The sequence below is a fragment of the Novosphingobium percolationis genome, from assembly GCF_020179425.1.
Lineage (GTDB): Bacteria > Pseudomonadota > Alphaproteobacteria > Sphingomonadales > Sphingomonadaceae > Novosphingobium > Novosphingobium percolationis.
Map to the genome: position 1 here is coordinate 533,476 of NZ_JAILYM010000003.1, position 17,303 is coordinate 550,778.

Below are 17,303 nucleotides of genomic sequence, written 5' to 3' on the forward strand. Positions count from 1 at the left end.
ACTTCTGGCGCGCGCGGCAGCGTCTAGGGTGTCCTCAAGGCTCCGCACGAGCGGGCATGGGGAGATCGGGATGCGCATTTCAGTACTTCTGGGCGCGGCGGCGCTGGGTTTGGCCACGCCCGCGATGGCAGAACAGCCGCTACTGCCGGTGACCGAAGGCGTGTCGCAGGTGCGGCATCCCGATTGGGCGGCGCGCGCCACGATCTATGAAGTGAACATCCGCCAATACACGCCAGAGGGCACTTTCCGCGCATTCGAAAAGCACCTGCCGCGCCTGCGCAAGATGGGCGTCGACGTGCTGTGGATCATGCCCGTCAACCCGATCGCGAAGAAGGAGCGCAAGGGCTCGCTCGGCAGCTACTACGCGGTCAGCGACTACAAGGCGGTCAATCCCGAATACGGCGACATGGCCGACTTCAGGCACCTCGTCGCCGCCGCGCACGCGCAAGGGTTCAAGGTGATCCTCGACTGGGTGGCGAACCACACCGGCTGGGACCACGTGTGGGTGGAGCAGCATCCCGATTGGTACAAGCGCAATGCGCAAGGAGAGCTGGAAGGCTACCACTATACCGACCTGTCGGACCATCACGAGGAGGTCTGGGCCGACGTTATCGGGCTCGATTACAGCAAGCCTGCCGTGCGCGAAGGCATGATCGACGCGATGCGGTACTGGCTCAAGGAGGCCGACATCGACGGCTTCCGCTGCGACGTGGCGTGGACGTTGCCGGTCGCGTTCTGGGATCAGGCGCGCGTCGAGCTGGAGCAGGTGAAGCCGGTGTTCATGCTGGCCGAGGCCGATACGCCCGAGATGCAGGCGCGGGCCTTCGACATGACCTATGACTGGAAGCTCTACCACCTGCTGATCGACGTGGCGCGTGGCAAGGCCGATGCGACGGACCTGGCGAAACTCTATGCCGATCCGCCGCGCCGCTATCCGCAGGGCGCCTATCGCATGACCTTCACCAGCAACCATGACGAGAATTCGTGGAACGGCACCGATCGCGAACTCTACGGCGATGGCGCCGACGCGATGGCGGTGCTGGCGGCGACGCTGCCGGGGATGCCGCTGGTCTATAGCGGTCAGGAGGACGGGCTGAACAAGCGGCTGAAGTTCTTCGACAAGGACCCGATCGTCTGGGGCAAGTTCGATCGGGTGCCGTTTTATGCGCGGCTACTGGCGCTGAAGCACGGGCATCCGGCGCTGGAAAGCGGGATGGAGCGGGGCAACCTGCGCCTGATCGAGACGGGCAATCCCAAGGTATTCGCCTTTCGCCGCGTGAAGGGCAAGGATCGCGTGACCGTGGCGGTGAACCTTTCGGGAGCCCCGGCGCGGGTGACGTTGCGGGGCATCGGCGCGCAAAGCCTGAAGGGCTGGGGCTGGTCGATCACGCCGGGGCGGTGAGCGCGATCCGGCGCGTCACGCCGATTGCTTGCAGAAACGCCTCGTCGTGGCTGACCACGATCAGCGCGCCGTCATAGGCCGCAAGTCCGGCCTCTATCGCCGCGATCGCGTCGAGGTCGAGATGGTTGGTCGGCTCGTCCAGCAGCAGGAGCGGCGGGGGCGTATCTGCCAGCACGCAGGCGAGCGCCGCACGCATGGCCTGTCCGCCGCTGAGCGTTCCCGCGGGCTGGTCGGCCCCGGAGGTGCGAAAGCGCAAGCGGGCGAGCGCTGCCCGCGCGGCGTTTTCGTCGAGCCCGGGCTTCAGCCGCCGCAGGTTGGCGACCACGCTTTCGGCGGGATTGAGCAGGCTGGCGTGCTGATCGAGCACGGCCAGCGGCACCGATACCCGCACGCTCCCCGAGCGCGGCGGCAGCGTTCCACGAATCAGCGCGAGAAGCGTAGATTTGCCAACGCCGTTCGGGCCGGTCACGGCCACGCGTTCGGGGCCGGTGATGGTCAGATCGATCCCGACGAGAACGGGGGCTGCATCGCCGTGACCGGCGGTGACGGTGGACAGTTGCAGCACCATGCGCGCCGGGGCGAGCCCGGTGGGAGAAACGTCCACCACCAGTGGCTCGATCACTTCGAGGCGGGCGCGGGCCTGCGCCAGCTGGCCGCTCGCTTCGGTCTCCAGGCGCTCGGCCTGTCGGGCATTCTGGCCGGTGGTATTCTCAGCCCGCTGGCGTCGCGCGCCGATCAGGATGCGGGGCATGTCGCCCCGTCGCGCCTTGCGCACGCCCGCGCCATCGCGGCGGTCCTTGCGCTCGCGCACGGTCTGAGCGCCGTTGCGGACCTCGCGCAGCGCCTGCTCGGCATGATCGCGTGCGGCCTCGGCGGCAGCGAGTTCGAGCGCCTTGCGTTCGCGGTAGTGGCTGTAGGGTCCGCCATAGCGTGTTGCCCCCAGCGACGTCAGCTCGACAATCGCATCCATGCCTTCGAGGAGCGCGCGATCATGGCTGACGACGATCGCGCCCTTGCGCCACGAGGCGAGAAACGTGGCGAGTGCTGCGCGCCCTTCTGCATCGAGGTTGTTGGTCGGTTCGTCGAGCAACAGAAAATCGGGGTCTGCAAGGATGGCGGCGGCAAGCCCGGCGCGCGTCTGCTGACCGCCCGAAAGCGTTGCCACCTGCGTTTCAGCCGTGGCGTACAGGCCTGCCGCGGACAGGGCGGCCTCGAATCTGCTTTCGAGCGTCCAGTCTGCCGCGGCGAGATCGTCCTCGGTCGCAACGCCCTGTTGGGCGCGGCGGAGCAGGGCGAGTGGTTCAGCCAGGCCAAGTGCCTGCGCGAGCGTTTCGGCAGGACTGCGCGCCACCACCTGGCGCAAGGTCGAAATGGTGGCATTGCGCGTGACGGTGCCCGCGTTGGGGGCAAGGTCACCCGCGAGCAGGCGCAGCAGGGTGGTCTTGCCCGAGCCGTTGCGACCGACGATGCCGGTCCGCACGGGCGGGAAGGACAAGTCGAGGCCGGAAAGGACGGCCCTGCCGTCAGGCGTGGACCAGGTAAGGCTGGAGACGGAGATCGATGCAGGCATGGGACACGGCTTTCCTGAAGGCAAGGCGGATGGGCAATGCGATCAGGGACAGGTCCATGGCGTTGAAACTCCAGCGGTTGTCGGGTGATGATAGGCGCGGTCGAAGCGCCGGACAAGCGGCCGTCCAAAAAGGGGCGGACCATGCGGCCCGCCCCCGACGTTTCGCGATACCCGCAGCCTCAGGCCGCGTTGGCGTCGCTTTCGATCACCGAAAGCTGCCTGGGCGCGCCGATCAGCACCTTCTTGGGCTTCATCGCCTCGGGCACCTCGCGCACGAGGTCGATGGTAAGCAGCCCATCGGCAAGGTCGGCGGCTTCCACGCGGACGAAATCGGCCAGCTCGAAGCGGCGTTCGAAGCCGCGGTTGGCGATGCCGACGTGGAGGAACTGCTGCTTGCCGTCGCCCTCGACCTTGCTGCCCTTGACCACGAGCAGGTTCTGCTGCGCGGTGATGTCCAGCTCATCGGGCTTGAACCCGGCGACGGCGAGGGTGATGCGGTAGCTGTCATCGCCCCGGCGTTCGATGTTGAACGGGGGGTAGTTGTCCCCCGCCTGCGCGCGGGCCTGGCGTTCGAGCAGGTCGAACAGGCGGTCGAAGCCCACGGTGGTACGGCGATAGGGGGTGAAATCGAAACGGTTCATGGCAATATCCTCTTGATGAGCAATCTGCACTTTCCCGCCCCGGACCCATCTGGCATCCGTGCGGGTTCGTTGTGACCGGCCCCGTCTTGCGGCGACCGGCACAGGCCTCCATGTGTGAGCGGCAAAACGGAATTCAAGAGGGTTGAAATGAGCGAACCAAACACGACGCCCAAGGTCGAAATCTACACCAAGTGGGGGTGCCCCTACTGCGTTCGCGCCCGGGCGCTGCTCGACCAGAAGGGCATTGCCTACGAGGAATACGACGTGACGATGGGCGGGCCGAAGAAGGCCGAGATGCTCGATCGCGCGCCGGGGCACACCACGGTCCCGTCGATCTTCATCGACGGGATGCACGTGGGCGGGTCCGACGATCTTGCCGCGCTCGCCGCGCAGGGCAAGCTCGACATGCTGCTGGGCAAGGCCTGACAGCCATGGGCGCGCGCGACGCCGTGCGGGTCGGCCTGCTGCAGATGACCAGCGGCATCGATCCTGCCGCTAACGCCGCGACGATCGTCGCGGCGGTGACGCGCGCACGCGGCGAGGGCGCGGCGATGTTGTTCACGCCCGAAATGTCCGGGCTGATCGACCGCGAGCGCAAGCGCGGCGCAGAGCATGTCGTGCCGGAGGGCGAAAGTCCCGTACTGGCGGCGGTGCGCGAGGCCGCGGCGAAAGCTGGGCTGTGGGTCCACATCGGCTCGCTGGCGGTCAGGGTCGATGGCGATCTTTGGGCCAACCGCGCCTTCGTGATCGATCCTGCAGGCGAGGTCGCCGCGCGCTATGACAAGATCCACATGTTCGACGTGGACCTGGCGACCGGCGAGAGCTGGCGGGAATCGGCCGCCTATCGCCCGGGCGAACAGGTGGTGACGGTGGAGTGCCCGGTCGGCAGGCTGGGGCTCGCGATCTGCTACGACATCCGCTTCCCCGCCTTGTTCGAGGAGCTTGAGCGCCGCGCTTGCGATGCCATCGCCATTCCGGCGGCGTTCACCGTGCCGACGGGTAGGGCGCACTGGCACCTGATGCAGCGCGCCCGCGCGGTGGAAGCAAGCGCCTTCGTCATCTCTGCAGCCCAGGTCGGCCATCACGAGGACGGGCGCGAGACCTATGGCCACAGCCTCGTCATCGATCCCTGGGGCGAGGTGTTGCTCGACATGGGCGGCGATGCGGCGGGGCTGGGCTTCGCCACCATCGACCTTGCGCGGATCGGCGAGGTGCGTCGGCAACTGCCCAGTCTTGCCAACAAGCGCGAAATTCCTAGAGCGCTGCCGGCATGATCGTTTTCGACCTCGAATGCCGGGACGGCGGGCACCGTTTCGAAGGGTGGTTCTCCTCGTCGGATGATTTTGCGCGGCAGCAGGCGGGGGGGCTGCTCACGTGTCCGGCCTGCGGCTCTGCCGAGGTGGGCAAGGCCGTGATGGCGCCGCGCGTGGGGCGCAAGGGCAACCAGTTGCCGACGCCCACCGCCGCTTTGCCGACGCCTGTCGAGGCAAAGCCCCAGCCGATGGCGCACGCCCTGCCGCCAGAGGCAGCGGCGATGATGAAGGCCATCGCGGTGATGCAGGCCGAGGCGCTCAAGACGTCGACCTGGGTGGGCGACAGCTTCGCCGAAAACGCGCGGGCGATGCACTATGGCGAAAAGGACGCCGTGCCGATCCACGGCCAGGCGACGCTCGACGAAGCACGCGAACTGATCGAGGAGGGCGTGGAAGTCGCGCCGATCCTGTTCCCGGTGGTGCCGCCGGGTGAAGCCAACTGAACTTGCCCTGATGAAACGCCCAAAGCCGTTGCCCGCACGGGCCATGCCGCTTAAAGGGGGCGCGGGCATCCGTAGCTCAGCCGGATAGAGCACCAGATTCCTAATCTGGGGGCCGTGGGTTCGAATCCCGCCGGGTGCACCACTTTCGAACAGAAGAAAGAACCGTCGGCGAGCGCTCTTCTGCGGGGTTCGAGGTACTTCGCGCAAGCGCGGCCTTGGCAGTGCCTATGGTGATCTGCTTATCGCGATCCTTGCGGAGGGAGGCCGGTTGTTGCCGTTCCTGCTGTCGGTCCGGTTGCCGTAGTTGGTGCCGTGATAGCCGGTCGCGGTCAGGATGATGTGGACGCTGCCAGTCGAGAACCTGTAACCTCGCCGCATGATGCCCCGTGCGTTGCGGTGGCTGGCGATGGTCTTCACGCCCATCGGCTTGCCGTCGCCGCCGTCCTATGCGATCTTGAGCCCCCGCTTTTCGCATCATGCCTTGCACCGGGCGATCTGATCGGGGAGCGAGAGGTCGTGCTCGGCCTGCGCGGTGGTTGATCGACGGCGCGTTCAGCCCAGCAACAGCCGGGTCTGCGTGCGCAACATGCGCCGCTGGCGTTCAGCGGGCCATTCGCCGGGATCGAACAGTGCCTGCACCGCAATGCCGTGCAGGCCGCTCAGCACCAGCGCGGCCTTTTCATCGAGCGCGCCGATCTCGGGATAGGCTTCCTGCAGGGCGCGGGCGGCGAGCGTCACGGCGTGGCGGTTCCACCAGCGTTGCGCCTCGGCCATTTCGGCGTCGTGGTCGGCCATCGGCCAGAACTGGAAGTACAGCCGCCAGGCCTGTCGGCTTTCCTCGTCCACCGGCAGCAGCGATTCGAGGCGGGCCAGCGGATCGCCGGGCAGGCTGCGGGCGGTGGCGTTGAAGCGCTCCTGCGCCTGCTCCGCCGTGTGGCGGTAGGCCGCGAACAGCATCTCGCGCTTGGTCGAAAAGTAATGGGTGACGACGGTCGTGCTGAAGCCGACGCGGGCCGCCACTTCGCGGATGGTCGCGGCCTGAAGCCCGCGCTCGGCGATCAGCGTCGCGGCAATCCGCGCCAGGTCGCGGCGTTTTTCGTCATGGTCGACCGGGGCGGGCATGCGTTCATCCCTAGCGCAGGGCAAGGACGCTGGCCAGCGGGGCGGACCTGACCAAATGGCAAGGCGCAGGCGCTCTTGCGCGTGCATTGCCGCTTGGCGCGGCGGGGTGTCTCGGGCATCGTCGGCGGGCAAGGCGCGCTCCACAAGGGGTGGCCGTTGGAGAGGAATGGCGGTGGCAGGATCGGATTTGGCGTTCATGACGGTGTCGGCCGTGCCCGCACCGCAGGCGATCGGGGCGGACTGGCTCAAGGCCGTGCTGGCCGAACGCGGCAATGATTGGGACATCACCGGGTTGCGCATGGAGCCGGTCGGGACCGGACAGCTCGGCGATACCATGCGAATTCACCTCGACTATGGTGCGGGCCGCGCAGGCCCGGCCACGATCATCGGCAAGTTCGCCGCATCGAGCCAGGACAGCCGCGACGCGGCGGCGTCGAACAACCTCTACGCGCGCGAGATCGGGTTCTACCGCGAACTTGCCGATGCCGCACGGATCGCGACGGCGGCCTGCCTTGGCGCGGCGCTGGCGCAGGACAATTCCTTCGCGCTGCTGCTGGAAGATTGCGCCCCGGCGAGCCCCGGCGACCAGATCGTCGGCATCGCCGGCGATCAGGCCCGGACGGCGGTGATCGAGGCGGCGCGCCTCCATGCCGCGTTCTGGGATGTGGATGCCGATGCCGCGCGCGATCTGTCGTGGCTGGAAAGCGGCGAGCCCGAGATGCGACCGCTGGCGCAGCCGTTCTATCCCGCCGACGCGATCCGCAATGCCTGGCCGGGCTATCGCGATCGCCACGCGGAGGACCTCAGCTACGATGTGATTGCTGTCTGTGATCGCTTCTGCGAGCGCTACGAGGAGTACAATGCGATCCCCGCCGACCGTGCCCGCTGCGTGACGCACAACGATTACCGCCCCGACAACATGCTGTTCCACCCCGATGGCACGTTGAAAGTTGTGGACTGGCAATCGGCGGCGCTGGGTCATGCGGCGGTCGATGTCGCCTACCTGATCGGCGGCGCCTTTGCCCCGGACCTGCGGCGCAAGGCGGAACCGGCGCTCGTCGACGCCTATTTCGCCGAATTGTTGCGGCAGGGCGTGACCGGCTACGATCGCGCCGATTTCCAGGAGGACTATCGCCGTTTCACGTTCGCCGGGATCAACGTGGCGGTCTGCGCGGCGATGTCGGTGATGCGCACCGAGCGGGGCGACCGCCTGTTCCTGACAATGCTGCGCCGCCACGCCCAGCATGTGATCGATAGCGGCGCGCTGGATCTTCTGGGGTGAGGGTCGGCCTTGCGCGCCGGCCCGGCATCAGCGGAGTTCCGCCGCGAGGAAACTGCCGGGACAGGGCTCGCCCTCGGCCGCCTTGTGGGTGCGTGGTTCGCGCCGGAACGATCCATCGGAAAGGCGCCCCCACTTGCCTGCCGTATGCTTGCCGCAGACGACGCAGCAGGCCCATTGCTCGCTCTGGGCCTTCATTTCCGGCGTGAGGTAGCGAGGCGACATCGGGTTCCATCGATCGCGGCAGGGAAAATGCGCCGCGGGATTGTTGCAATGCGGCGGGTCTAACTTTCGCCTCGCACGCGCACAACGGGCGGCCGGATTAAATCCCTATGTCAGCAGGAGGGCGGTGCCGCCGCCGATTGGGACTGTTGCTTGCGCCGATGGGAGTCGCTGGCGCGACGAATCGCGTGGAAATGCAGCGTTTTCGGCGCAATGCTTCTTGTGTCGAGTGAGCAAGTATGATTCTGTCATAAGCGATGAAACGCCGCCGCTCCCAACTTCGGCTTCCCCGCGAAAGCCTGACCCAGACACTGGCGCTGGTCGCCTTACTGGTGCTGGGTGCGATCGGCATCGCGGGGCCGAGCGGGCTGCTGGCGTGGGGCGAAAACGCCCGGATGCTGGAACAGCGCGAGAAGGAAGTGGCGAGGCTTTCGGCCGAGCGCGACCGGCTCAAGAACCGCGTTGCCCTGCTCGATCCGCGCCATGCCGATCCCGACCTGGTCGGCGAACTGCTGCGCAGCGATCTGAACGTTGCCCATCCCGATGAACTGGTGATCCCGCGACAGTAAGGTCGATCCGGGAACGCCCGCCCGCTCGCGCCGTTGGGCGCAAGGCAAAAAGGGGCATGATCGTGACAGGCAATCGAAGGCAGTACCCCCGGCGAAGGCAGTTCCTCGGGGCTGGCACATCGCTCGCGTGCACCGCATAAGCGATGGCGATGGAGGATGGCGAGGCCAGGGACGCCGGTAGCGACGATGCGGCGGTTTCGTCGTCGGTCTGGCGTTATGCGCGCGCCGCGCGCGCGCATGTCGTGGTCGATGCCGCCGACTATTTCCACCTCATGCGCGGGGCCATGCTTGCGGCGCGCCAGCGCATCCTGCTGATTGGCTGGGATTTCGACACCCGCATCCTGATCGGTGACGGGCGGCGGTGGTGGAACCTGCCGCGCAAGCGCATCGCGCCAGCGCGTCTGGGTGCTTTCGTCGTGTGGCTGGCGAACCGGCGCCGGAGCCTTGAGATCAAGGTGCTGAAGTGGAACTTCGGCGCGCTGAAGGCGGTGTTCCGCGGTTCGATGATGATCGACCTGCTGCGCTGGTGGAAGCACCCCCGGATCGGCTTCAAGCTCGATTCCGCGCATCCGCTGGGGTGCAGCCACCACCAGAAGATCGTGGTGATCGACGATCGCTTCGCGGTGTGCGGCGGGATCGACATGGCGGGCGACCGCTGGGACACCAGCGAGCATCTGGAAAACGACCCGCGCCGGAGAAGGCCGACGGGCCGACTGCATGGCCCCTGGCACGATTGCACGATGCTGCTCGAAGGCGAGGTGGCGCGCGAACTGGGGGACTATGGTCGGACGCGCTGGCAGCAGGCAGGCGGCAAGCCCATGGCACCGTGCGCGCCGCAGGAGGAAAGCGCCTGGCCCGAAGCCATCTCGGCCGAGTTCCGCGATGTCGAGGTGGGGATCGCACGCACACGCTCGCAATATGGCAATGCCGCCGAAGTGCGCGAGATCGAGGCGTTGTTCGTCGAGCAGATTGGACGGGCGCGGCGCTTCATATATGCCGAGAACCAGTATTTCGCCTCGCGCACGGTGGCCGAGGCGATGGCGGCGCGGCTGATGCAGCCCGACCCGCCCGAGATCGTGCTGATCATGCCCGAAAGTTCGCATGGCTGGTTGGAGCAGGCGGCGATGGACGGCGCGCGCACGCGGCTTTTCCGCGCCGTCAAGGACAAGGACCCGGCCGGGCGGTTCAGCATCTGGCATCCTTACAACGCCGCGGGTACTCCGATCTACGTCCATTCCAAGCTGATGATCGTCGATGACGAGATCCTGCGCATCGGCTCTGCCAACATGAACAACCGTTCGATGGGGCTCGACAGCGAATGCGACGTGTTCATCGACGCGGCCCGGCCCGGCAATGATCATGCCGTTGCCCCGATCACGCGCTTGCGCATGCGCCTGCTGGCCGAGCATTGCGGTTTGGCCAGCGAGACGGTAGCGCAACTTGTCGCGCACCATGGCGGCATGGCAGCGATGATCGATGCCGCGCCGACGACGCGCAAATGCCTGAGGCGGTTTGTGCCGCGCGAACTGGGCGAGGCCGAAAAGGTGCTTGCCGATGCCGAGGTGCTCGATCCAGAGCGTCCGGAAGAAATGCTGGCGTTCTACCGGCGCGGGGGGCTGTTCAAAGGCCTTCTGCGGAGGCCGCGCTAGATAATTGGGTTGGCGTGATTTTTGGTCGGGAAGAGCTCCGGCCTGGCAAGAATCGCGCTGAACGAAGGGGAGAATGATGGGTCACCACCACCTGCACGACGATGACGACGAGGATCTGGCGCGCGGCAAGATTCCGGTCCCGCAGGAAGTGCAGGATGCGATCCGCACGCTGATCCGCTGGTCGGGAGACGATCCCGAACGCGAGGGCCTGATCGACACGCCCAAGCGCGTGGCGCGGGCCTGGAAGGAATATTGTGCAGGGTACGGCGAGTCGCCGGAAAAGCACCTTGCGCGCCAGTTCGAGGAAGTGGGCGGCTACAACGAACTGGTGCTGCTGAAGGACATCCCGTTCCAGTCGCACTGCGAACACCACATGGCGCCGATCATCGGCAAGGCGGCCATCGCCTATCTGCCGCGGCACAAGGTGGTGGGCATCTCCAAGCTGGCGCGCGTGCTGCATGGCTTTGCCCGGCGCCTGCAGATCCAGGAGCGGCTGACCAGCGAAGTCGCCCAGTGCATCTGGGACAACCTCAAACCCCATGGCGTGGCCGTGGTGATCGAGGCGCAGCACGGTTGCATGACCGGGCGCGGCGTGCGCACGCCGGGCGTGGGCATGGTCACCAGCCGCATGATGGGCACCTTCCTTGAAGACAACCGCAGCCGCAAGGAAGTGCTCAGCCTGATGGGCTATTGACCATGGGGGCGATGGTTCCGGTGATGGCGGTGGAGGCGCTGCAGGACTTCCTGCTGGGCGCGTTCCCGCCCGCCGTGCACAACCGTATCGGCCGCGTCGAGTCGATCGCGCCGGGACGCGTGCGCATGCGGCTCGATCCCGACGCCGATTGCCTGCGGCCGGGCGATCTCGTCTCCGGCCCCACGCAGATGGGGCTGGTCGATGTCGCCGCCTATGCGGTGGTGCTCGCGCATATCGGCCCGCAGCCGATGGCGGTGACCAGCAGTCTGACCATGAACTTCCTGCGCGGCGCGCGCATGGCCCCGGTCATGGCCGATGCCGTTGTGCTCAAGCTGGGGCGGCGGCTGGCGACGATCGACGTGCGGCTGTGGCAGGACGATGCCGATGCGCTGGTGGCGCAGGCCACCGCGATCTATGCCCTGCCTGCGTGATCGTCGGCCAAGAAATGTAACATTCCGGATATTTGGGCGACATTCCTGCGATCCAACTTGCGCCGAAGTCCGGGGCGATGGCGGCCCGGAAAAGCAGGAGCAGGACGATGACGGCAGGCTGGGGCATGGCCCTTGCAGCACTGGCGGCGGGCAGCATGGTGGTTGCACCCGCGACCGCGAAGCCGGTGCTGACGCATGAGGCAACGATCACCCATGCAGCGGGCGGGCTTCGGACGACGTGGAGCGGCGTGCCCCGCGTGACCGCGCGCCAGGTGGGTTCGCCCGGTGCCGCCGGTCGGCCGGACAGCCTGCGCTGCCTGTGGCGCGTGGATCTCGACATCGCGCGCCATACTGAGGCCGCGAACGGCACGTCGCTTCACGCCAAGGCCCGCGCCGAGCGCGCGTTCGAACTTTCGCGACCCGGCTGGTGCGGGCGCGAAGGCGCGGCCTTCGCCGGGCAGTTGGCCGCGCGCGACAAGGCGTTGCTGGCGCGCTTGCGCGAATACGCGGCAACCGACACGAGTGCTGTGATGGCGCAGGCCGATGCACTGGTGCAGGCTAAGCGCCCAACGGGATGATATCATGAAACAACCTTTTGCCCTCGGTTTCGTCACGCTGGCCTGCTGCCTTGCCACGCCGGTCTTCGCGCAGGTCGCGCTCAGCGGCGGCATCGAGGCGGGGAGCGAGGAAGTGCGCCGCGGGATCGGCTGGAGCGATGGCGAGGTCACTGCCTCGGCCGACGTCAAGGCAGAGCTGTCGGGCTTCGACGCCTCCGCCCGCGTCGCCGCGCTGCGCGGATCGGACCGGCACGGCGGCGCCGATGCGGTGGCCGACCTTGAACTCGGCAAGAGCTTCGATGCAGCGGGGCTCACGTGGCGCGGCGCGGTCATCGGCCATGTCTTTACCGGCGCGGACCGGCGCATGGACTACGCCGAACTGGGGCTTGGCGCGCGCTATGGCATCGGGCCGATCGATCTGGGGGCGGGCGCGATCTACGCGCCGAGCCAGTCGGCGATCGGTGGCGACAACCTGTACCTCCACGCCGACGCGCGGGCCGGGCTGCCTGCCTTTCCGGTGAGCCTGTCGGCGGGGCTGGGGTACACCACGGGTGGCAACACGGGCGCGCGGGCGGCGCGGTTGCGGCCCGATGGCGACTACACCGATTGGCGGGTGGGGCTGGAATACAGCCAGTTCCCCTTCACGCTGGGCGTCGACTATGTCGGCAACAGCATCGACAAGGCGCGGGCGCGGGCCAATCCTTCGTCCTATGCCGATCCGGCGCATCTGGGCGACAAGGTGGTCGCACGTGTGAGGTTCGGCTTCTGAGGTGTTGAATTTTTGGGAAATTGCCGGGGCGACGGATGCCGCCCCGGCTGATCCTGCTCAGAGCTGTTCGAGCATGTATTCGGCCGAGGAGACCTTGAAGTCGCCCGGCGCTTCGACGTGGAGCTGTTCGACCACGCCATCGTTCACGACCATGGCGAAGCGCTGGCCACGGGTGCCAAGGCCAAAGCCCGAACCGTCCATGGTCAGGCCAACCGCCTTGGCGAAATCGGCGTTGCCGTCGGCCAGCATGGTCACGTCGTCCGAACCCGAAGCCGCACCCCAGGCCTTCATCACGAAGGGATCGTTGACCGCGGTGCAGGCGATTTCGTCGATACCCTTGGCTTTGAGGTCTGCGGCCTTGTCGACGAAGCCCGGCAGGTGCTTGGCCGAGCAGGTGGGGGTGAAGGCGCCCGGGACCGAGAACAGCGCAACGCGCTTGCCGGCGAAATAGTCGGCGCTCTGCACCGCTTCGGGGCCGTCCTGCGTGGCCTTGACCAGCTTCACGTCGGGCAGCTTGTCTCCAACCGAAATCGTCATCCCCAAATTCCTTTCTCGTGTTTGGTCGCGCCAGGGCGATCCTGAGCAGGATATAGGCGGGGACCGTGACAGCGCAACTGCGGGGCCGCCGGCAAGGAAGATATAAAGGTTTCTTTATATCGCCATTGCACGGCGCGCGCCGAACGACTAAGGCGCGATCCATGACGCCCGTACCCTGCGGGCGGGACCAGACGAGCTTCAGGAGACACAGCGTGGCCACACTTGCCGACAAGGACTACGTGATCGCCGATATCGGCCTGGCCGACTTCGGCCGCGCCGAAATCGCCATCGCCGAAACCGAAATGCCGGGCCTGATGGCGCTGCGGCAGGAATTCGGCGCGGCGCAGCCGCTCAAGGGCGCGCGCATCACCGGCTCGCTGCACATGACGATCCAGACCGCCGTGCTGATCGAAACGCTGGTCGCGCTGGGCGCCGAAGTGCGCTGGGCCACCTGCAACATCTATTCGACGCAGGACCACGCCGCCGCCGCCATCGCCGCTGCGGGCATTCCGGTGTTTGCGATCAAGGGCGAGAGCCTGGCCGAATACTGGGATTATGTCGGCTCGATCTTCGACTGGGACGACGGCACCGGCCGCACCGCCAACATGATCCTCGACGATGGCGGCGATGCCACCATGTTCGCGCTGTGGGGCGCGCGCGTGGAAGCGGGTGAGGAACTGTTCGAACCCAGCAACGCCGAGGAAATCGAGTTCGTCCGCGCGCTCAAGGCGTTTCTCAAGCGCAAGCCCGGCTACCTGACGATGTCGGTCGCGCACATCAAGGGCGTGTCGGAAGAGACCACCACGGGCGTTCACCGCCTTTACCAGATCGCCAAGGACGGCAAGCTGCCGTTCCCCGCGATCAACGTGAACGATTCGGTCACCAAGTCGAAGTTCGACAACCTGTATGGCTGCAAGGAATCGCTGGTCGACGCGATCCGTCGCGCCACCGACGTGATGCTGGCCGGCAAGGTCGCTTGCGTGGCGGGCTTCGGCGACGTGGGCAAGGGCAGCGCGGCGTCGCTGCGCAACGGCGGTGCGCGCGTGATGGTCACCGAAATCGACCCGATCTGCGCGCTGCAGGCGGCGATGGAAGGCTATGAAGTCGTGACGATGGAAGAGGCCGTGACCCGCGCCGACATCTTCGTCACCGCCACCGGCAACGAGGACGTGATCACCGCCGAGCACATGAAGGCGATGAAGCCGATGAGCATCGTGTGCAACATCGGCCACTTCGACAGCGAGATCCAGATTTCGGCGCTCGACAACTACAAGTGGACCGAAGTGAAGCCGGGCACCGACCTCGTCGAGTTCCCCGATGGCAAGCAGATCATCGTGCTGGCCAAGGGCCGCCTGGTGAACCTGGGCTGCGCCACCGGCCACCCGAGCTTCGTGATGTCGGCCAGCTTCACCAACCAGACGCTCGCGCAGATCGAGCTGTTCACCAAGAACAGCCAGTACAAGAACGAGGTCTATGTCCTGCCCAAGCACCTCGATGAAAAGGTCGCCGCGCTGCACCTCGAAAAGCTGGGCGTGAAGCTGACCACGCTGTCGAAGAAGCAGGCGGACTACATCGGCGTGCCCTCGAACGGTCCGTTCAAGCCGGATCATTACCGCTACTGACAAGCGGCAGGCACGCGCAAATCGAAAGGGGCCTCGCAGCGATGCGGGGCCTTTTTCGCAAGGTTGACAGCAATATGGCGGCAATTGCGCCAATGTCCCCGATTGCATTGCGACCGGGTGCGCCCTAGCGATGGTGCGATGCTGCTGAATCATACCGTGCTGGTGGCGATCGGCCTGCTGCTGTCCGCCTGGACCCTGGCGGCGGCCTGGGCCATCATCGCCGCGCGCGCGCGGCTGCGCCGGGCCGAAGCGGCGCAGCGGCTGGCGCGGCGCCTGTCGCGCATGGTCGAGGAATCGCCCGCGCTGCCTTTGCTGGTGCGGGCCGATGGCCGGATCGAGGGCCCTTCGCGGCTGGCGGGCTGGCTCGGGCTTGACGCCATGCCCCAATATCTCAGTGAATTGGACGCCGAAGATCGCGGACTGGACGAAGTACAGCTGTCCAAGCTGGGCGACGCCGTGCGCCGCGCGCAGAAGACCGGCGCGCCGTTCCGCATCGCTTTGGCCCCGCGCGGCGGCGGGCGCAGTCTGGGGGCGGCGGGGCATCTGGCCGATCCGCAGATCTCGCCCGGGGGCGCGGCGCTGGTGTGGTTCTTCGACTTTTCCGACAGCGAAGTGGAACTGGCGAAGATGCGCGCCGAGGCGCTGCAGGCGCGCGCGGATTTCGCCGGGCTCTCCGGCCTGATCGAAGCGGCGCCGCTGCCGATGTGGTTCCGCGATGCCGCCATGCGGCTGCGGCTGGTCAACAGTGCCTATGTCAAGGCGGTGGGCGCGCGCAGTGCCGACGAGGCTGTGGCGCAGGGGGTCGAACTGGTCGAGCCGGTCGAAGGACTGACCGCGGCGCAGGTCGCCCGACAGGTCCATGCCCGGCAACAGGCGGCGACGCGCATCGTTTCGGCCACGATCGGTGGCCAGCGCCGTTCGCTTCGCGTGTCCGACCTACCGCTCGGTGACGAGGGCGTGGCGGGCTATGCCGTCGATATCGAGGAAATGGAGGAGCTGACCCGCCAGTTCCGCCGTTTCCGCGATGCCCAGCGCCAGATGCTCGATACGCTGTCGGCCGGGATCGCGCAGTTCGACGACAAGCGGAACCTGGTCTTTGCCAACCAGCCGTTCCTGCGCATCTTCGCCATGCCGCAGGCCTGGGTGGTCGATACCCCGCCGTTCGACCGCGTGCTCGACCGGATGCGCGATGGTGGCCGCCTGCCCGAAGTGCGCGACTTTCCCGAATGGCGGCGCGAGAGGCAGGGCTGGTTCCTGTCGAGCGCCCCGCGCGAGGAGCCCTGGCACCTGTCGGACGGCACGCACTTGCGCGTGGTGGGCCAGCCGATGCCCGATGGCGGGCTGCTGATGATCTTCGAGGATCGCACCGAACAGCTCCAGCTGTCGGCCACGCGCGATACGCTGCTGCGCACGCGCACGGCAACGTTCGACAACCTGTTCGAATCGCTCGCGGTGTTCGGGCCGGATGGCAAGTTGCAGTTGTGGAACCGGCGCTTTGCCGCCGACTGGGGGCTGGATGAGGATTTCCTCGCCACCCATCCGCGCGTCGACGTGATGCTCCAGCGGCTGGCCGGTCAGCTCAAGCGCCCGGCGCAAGTCGGCGTGGTGGCCGAAGTGATCCAGTCGGCCACGCTGGAGCGCAAGCAGAAGGGCGGGCGCATCGCGCTGGCGGACGGACGGCATCTGGAATTCGCAGGCGTGCCGTTGCCCGATGGCAATGGCCTGCTGACCGTGCTCGACATCACCGATTCGCAGAAGGCCGAGGCCGCGCTGCGCGAACGCAACGCCGCGCTGATCGAGGCCGACGCGGTCAAGACGCGGTTCATTGCCAACATGAGCTATGAATTCCGCACGCCGCTGACCTCGATCGGCGGCTTTGCCGAACTGCTCGCGGCAGGCGTTGCCGGAGAGCTGACCCCGCAGGCGCGCGACTATGTCGCGGCGATCCTGACCTCGGTCGAACGGCTGGGCCAGCAGATCGAGAACGTACTGGACCTGTCGCAGAGCGAGGCGGGCACATTGCCGCTGGCGCAGGAGGAGGTGGCGCTGTTCCCGCTGTTGACCGAGGTGGTGCAGGAGCGTGCCGAACGGATCGAGGCGGCGGGGCTGTCGCTCGATCTGCGCGGCAGCGATGCGGTGGGCGCGGTGACGGGCGATTCCCGACGCTTGCGACGCGCGTTTGGCGAACTGGTCGACAATGCGATCGTGGCGACGGCGCCGGGGGGACGGATCCTGGTCGAATGCGGACGACGCAAGGGCAGGATTCAGGTGGTGGTTTCTGACAACGGCGTGGGCATGGAGCCGTCCACGCTGGCGCGCGCGCTCGAAGGGCTGAAGCTCAGTCCGGACGGTCGCATGGTCGAGCGCCGCACCGGCCTCGGCCTGCCGCTGGTGCGACAACTGATCGAGGCCCATGCGGGCGCGCTCGAACTGCTGTCCGAGCCGGGCCAGGGCACCAGCGCGATCGTGACCCTGCCGTGACC

The 17,303-nt window shown here is 67.1% G+C and carries 19 protein-coding genes and 1 tRNA gene; 14 read left to right on the forward strand and 6 right to left on the reverse strand.

What is annotated here, in order from left to right; all coding sequences use genetic code 11:
* Window positions 1–70: 70 nt before the first annotated feature.
* Window positions 71–1,402 (forward strand): alpha-amylase family glycosyl hydrolase, encoded by a 1,332-nt coding sequence (locus K3A84_RS11055; protein WP_225009386.1) that lies wholly within the window; start codon window positions 71–73, stop codon window positions 1,400–1,402.
* Here K3A84_RS11055 and K3A84_RS11060 read toward each other — a convergent pair.
* Both K3A84_RS11060 and K3A84_RS11065 read right to left on the reverse strand, forming a co-directional pair.
* A complete protein-coding gene (locus tag K3A84_RS11060) occupies window positions 1,386–2,972 on the reverse strand; it encodes an ABC-F family ATP-binding cassette domain-containing protein (protein WP_225009387.1) in 1,587 nt (528 codons plus the stop codon). The two genes, K3A84_RS11055 and K3A84_RS11060, sit on opposite strands and share 17 nt — an antisense overlap.
* A gap of 179 nt (window positions 2,973–3,151) precedes the next feature.
* Window positions 3,152–3,613, reverse strand: a complete 462-nt coding sequence (locus K3A84_RS11065; RefSeq protein ID WP_225009388.1) for an Hsp20 family protein — start codon at window positions 3,611–3,613, stop codon at window positions 3,152–3,154.
* A gap of 147 nt (window positions 3,614–3,760) precedes the next feature.
* Between K3A84_RS11065 and grxC the strand changes: the two genes are divergently transcribed.
* The 4 genes from grxC to K3A84_RS11085 all read left to right on the forward strand — a co-directional run bounded on the left by grxC (window position 3,761) and on the right by K3A84_RS11085 (window position 5,511).
* Complete coding sequence (gene grxC / locus K3A84_RS11070) at window positions 3,761–4,039, forward strand: glutaredoxin 3 (protein WP_225009389.1); 279 nt, start codon at window positions 3,761–3,763, stop codon at window positions 4,037–4,039.
* A 5-nt stretch (window positions 4,040–4,044) separates the two neighbouring features.
* Entirely contained in the window at window positions 4,045–4,887 is an 843-nt protein-coding gene (locus tag K3A84_RS11075) for a carbon-nitrogen hydrolase family protein (RefSeq protein ID WP_225009390.1), read from the forward strand.
* A complete protein-coding gene (locus K3A84_RS11080) occupies window positions 4,884–5,369 on the forward strand; it encodes a DUF1178 family protein (protein ID WP_225009391.1) in 486 nt (161 codons plus the stop codon). Before K3A84_RS11075 ends, K3A84_RS11080 begins: the two co-directional genes overlap by 4 nt.
* A gap of 65 nt (window positions 5,370–5,434) precedes the next feature.
* A tRNA-Arg gene (locus K3A84_RS11085) sits at window positions 5,435–5,511 on the forward strand.
* Between the two features lie 83 nt (window positions 5,512–5,594).
* Here the strand turns inward: K3A84_RS11085 and K3A84_RS11090 are convergent.
* Window positions 5,595–5,786 (reverse strand): recombinase family protein, encoded by a 192-nt coding sequence (locus tag K3A84_RS11090; protein ID WP_318248299.1) that lies wholly within the window; start codon window positions 5,784–5,786, stop codon window positions 5,595–5,597.
* 135 nt (window positions 5,787–5,921) lie between these two features.
* Window positions 5,922–6,491, reverse strand: coding sequence for a TetR/AcrR family transcriptional regulator (locus tag K3A84_RS11095; RefSeq protein WP_225009393.1), 570 nt, complete (start codon window positions 6,489–6,491; stop codon window positions 5,922–5,924).
* A gap of 196 nt (window positions 6,492–6,687) precedes the next feature.
* Here K3A84_RS11095 and K3A84_RS11100 point away from each other — a divergent pair, with 196 nt between their 5' ends.
* On the forward strand, window positions 6,688–7,773 hold the full coding sequence (locus tag K3A84_RS11100; protein WP_225009394.1) for a phosphotransferase family protein: 1,086 nt from the start codon (window positions 6,688–6,690) through the stop codon (window positions 7,771–7,773).
* A gap of 27 nt (window positions 7,774–7,800) precedes the next feature.
* Here the strand turns inward: K3A84_RS11100 and K3A84_RS11105 are convergent, their stop codons facing one another.
* Window positions 7,801–7,995 (reverse strand): hypothetical protein, encoded by a 195-nt coding sequence (locus tag K3A84_RS11105; RefSeq protein ID WP_225009395.1) that lies wholly within the window; start codon window positions 7,993–7,995, stop codon window positions 7,801–7,803.
* Window positions 7,996–8,249: 254 nt separating this feature from the next.
* On the opposite strand from K3A84_RS11105, the gene K3A84_RS11110 reads away from it, so the two are divergent.
* The 6 genes from K3A84_RS11110 to K3A84_RS11135 all read left to right on the forward strand — a co-directional run bounded on the left by K3A84_RS11110 (window position 8,250) and on the right by K3A84_RS11135 (window position 12,661).
* Window positions 8,250–8,561 (forward strand): FtsB family cell division protein, encoded by a 312-nt coding sequence (locus tag K3A84_RS11110; protein ID WP_225009396.1) that lies wholly within the window; start codon window positions 8,250–8,252, stop codon window positions 8,559–8,561.
* Window positions 8,562–8,704: 143 nt separating this feature from the next.
* Window positions 8,705–10,210, forward strand: a complete 1,506-nt coding sequence (locus K3A84_RS11115; protein ID WP_225009397.1) for a phospholipase D-like domain-containing protein — start codon at window positions 8,705–8,707, stop codon at window positions 10,208–10,210.
* Between the two features lie 76 nt (window positions 10,211–10,286).
* Window positions 10,287–10,904 (forward strand): GTP cyclohydrolase I FolE, encoded by a 618-nt coding sequence (gene folE / locus K3A84_RS11120; protein ID WP_225009447.1) that lies wholly within the window; start codon window positions 10,287–10,289, stop codon window positions 10,902–10,904.
* A gap of 2 nt (window positions 10,905–10,906) precedes the next feature.
* Complete coding sequence (locus tag K3A84_RS11125) at window positions 10,907–11,335, forward strand: PaaI family thioesterase (RefSeq protein WP_225009398.1); 429 nt, start codon at window positions 10,907–10,909, stop codon at window positions 11,333–11,335.
* A 107-nt stretch (window positions 11,336–11,442) separates the two neighbouring features.
* Window positions 11,443–11,913 (forward strand): hypothetical protein, encoded by a 471-nt coding sequence (locus tag K3A84_RS11130; RefSeq protein WP_225009399.1) that lies wholly within the window; start codon window positions 11,443–11,445, stop codon window positions 11,911–11,913.
* A gap of 4 nt (window positions 11,914–11,917) precedes the next feature.
* Window positions 11,918–12,661 carry a TorF family putative porin gene (locus tag K3A84_RS11135; RefSeq protein WP_225009400.1) on the forward strand — a complete coding sequence of 248 codons (744 nt, stop codon included), beginning with the start codon at window positions 11,918–11,920 and terminating at the stop codon, window positions 12,659–12,661.
* A gap of 57 nt (window positions 12,662–12,718) precedes the next feature.
* Here the strand turns inward: K3A84_RS11135 and K3A84_RS11140 are convergent, their stop codons facing one another.
* A complete protein-coding gene (locus K3A84_RS11140) occupies window positions 12,719–13,198 on the reverse strand; it encodes a peroxiredoxin (RefSeq protein ID WP_225009401.1) in 480 nt (159 codons plus the stop codon).
* A gap of 212 nt (window positions 13,199–13,410) precedes the next feature.
* On the opposite strand from K3A84_RS11140, the gene ahcY reads away from it, so the two are divergent.
* Entirely contained in the window at window positions 13,411–14,820 is a 1,410-nt protein-coding gene (gene ahcY / locus K3A84_RS11145; RefSeq protein WP_225009402.1) for an adenosylhomocysteinase, read from the forward strand.
* A gap of 138 nt (window positions 14,821–14,958) precedes the next feature.
* Window positions 14,959–17,301: a sensor histidine kinase gene (locus tag K3A84_RS11150; RefSeq protein ID WP_225009403.1), complete on the forward strand. Its 2,343-nt coding sequence runs from the start codon at window positions 14,959–14,961 to the stop codon at window positions 17,299–17,301.
* The last annotated feature ends 2 nt before the right edge of the window (window positions 17,302–17,303 follow it).

Coding starts and splice junctions, on each gene's coding strand:
- K3A84_RS11130 (WP_225009399.1), top strand. CDS start 11,443: ATGACGGCAGGCTGGGGCATGGCCCTTGCAGCACTGGCGGCGGGCAGC.
- K3A84_RS11105 (WP_225009395.1), bottom strand. CDS start 7,995: ATGTCGCCTCGCTACCTCACGCCGGAAATGAAGGCCCAGAGCGAGCAA.
- K3A84_RS11110 (WP_225009396.1), top strand. CDS start 8,250: ATGAAACGCCGCCGCTCCCAACTTCGGCTTCCCCGCGAAAGCCTGACC.
- K3A84_RS11115 (WP_225009397.1), top strand. CDS start 8,705: ATGGCGATGGAGGATGGCGAGGCCAGGGACGCCGGTAGCGACGATGCG.
- K3A84_RS11075 (WP_225009390.1), top strand. CDS start 4,045: ATGGGCGCGCGCGACGCCGTGCGGGTCGGCCTGCTGCAGATGACCAGC.
- K3A84_RS11125 (WP_225009398.1), top strand. CDS start 10,907: ATGGGGGCGATGGTTCCGGTGATGGCGGTGGAGGCGCTGCAGGACTTC.
- K3A84_RS11065 (WP_225009388.1), bottom strand. CDS start 3,613: ATGAACCGTTTCGATTTCACCCCCTATCGCCGTACCACCGTGGGCTTC.
- grxC (WP_225009389.1), top strand. CDS start 3,761: ATGAGCGAACCAAACACGACGCCCAAGGTCGAAATCTACACCAAGTGG.
- K3A84_RS11060 (WP_225009387.1), bottom strand. CDS start 2,972: ATGCCTGCATCGATCTCCGTCTCCAGCCTTACCTGGTCCACGCCTGAC.
- folE (WP_225009447.1), top strand. CDS start 10,287: ATGGGTCACCACCACCTGCACGACGATGACGACGAGGATCTGGCGCGC.
- K3A84_RS11140 (WP_225009401.1), bottom strand. CDS start 13,198: ATGACGATTTCGGTTGGAGACAAGCTGCCCGACGTGAAGCTGGTCAAG.
- K3A84_RS11055 (WP_225009386.1), top strand. CDS start 71: ATGCGCATTTCAGTACTTCTGGGCGCGGCGGCGCTGGGTTTGGCCACG.
- K3A84_RS11080 (WP_225009391.1), top strand. CDS start 4,884: ATGATCGTTTTCGACCTCGAATGCCGGGACGGCGGGCACCGTTTCGAA.
- K3A84_RS11095 (WP_225009393.1), bottom strand. CDS start 6,491: ATGCCCGCCCCGGTCGACCATGACGAAAAACGCCGCGACCTGGCGCGG.
- K3A84_RS11135 (WP_225009400.1), top strand. CDS start 11,918: ATGAAACAACCTTTTGCCCTCGGTTTCGTCACGCTGGCCTGCTGCCTT.
- K3A84_RS11100 (WP_225009394.1), top strand. CDS start 6,688: ATGACGGTGTCGGCCGTGCCCGCACCGCAGGCGATCGGGGCGGACTGG.
- K3A84_RS11150 (WP_225009403.1), top strand. CDS start 14,959: ATGCTGCTGAATCATACCGTGCTGGTGGCGATCGGCCTGCTGCTGTCC.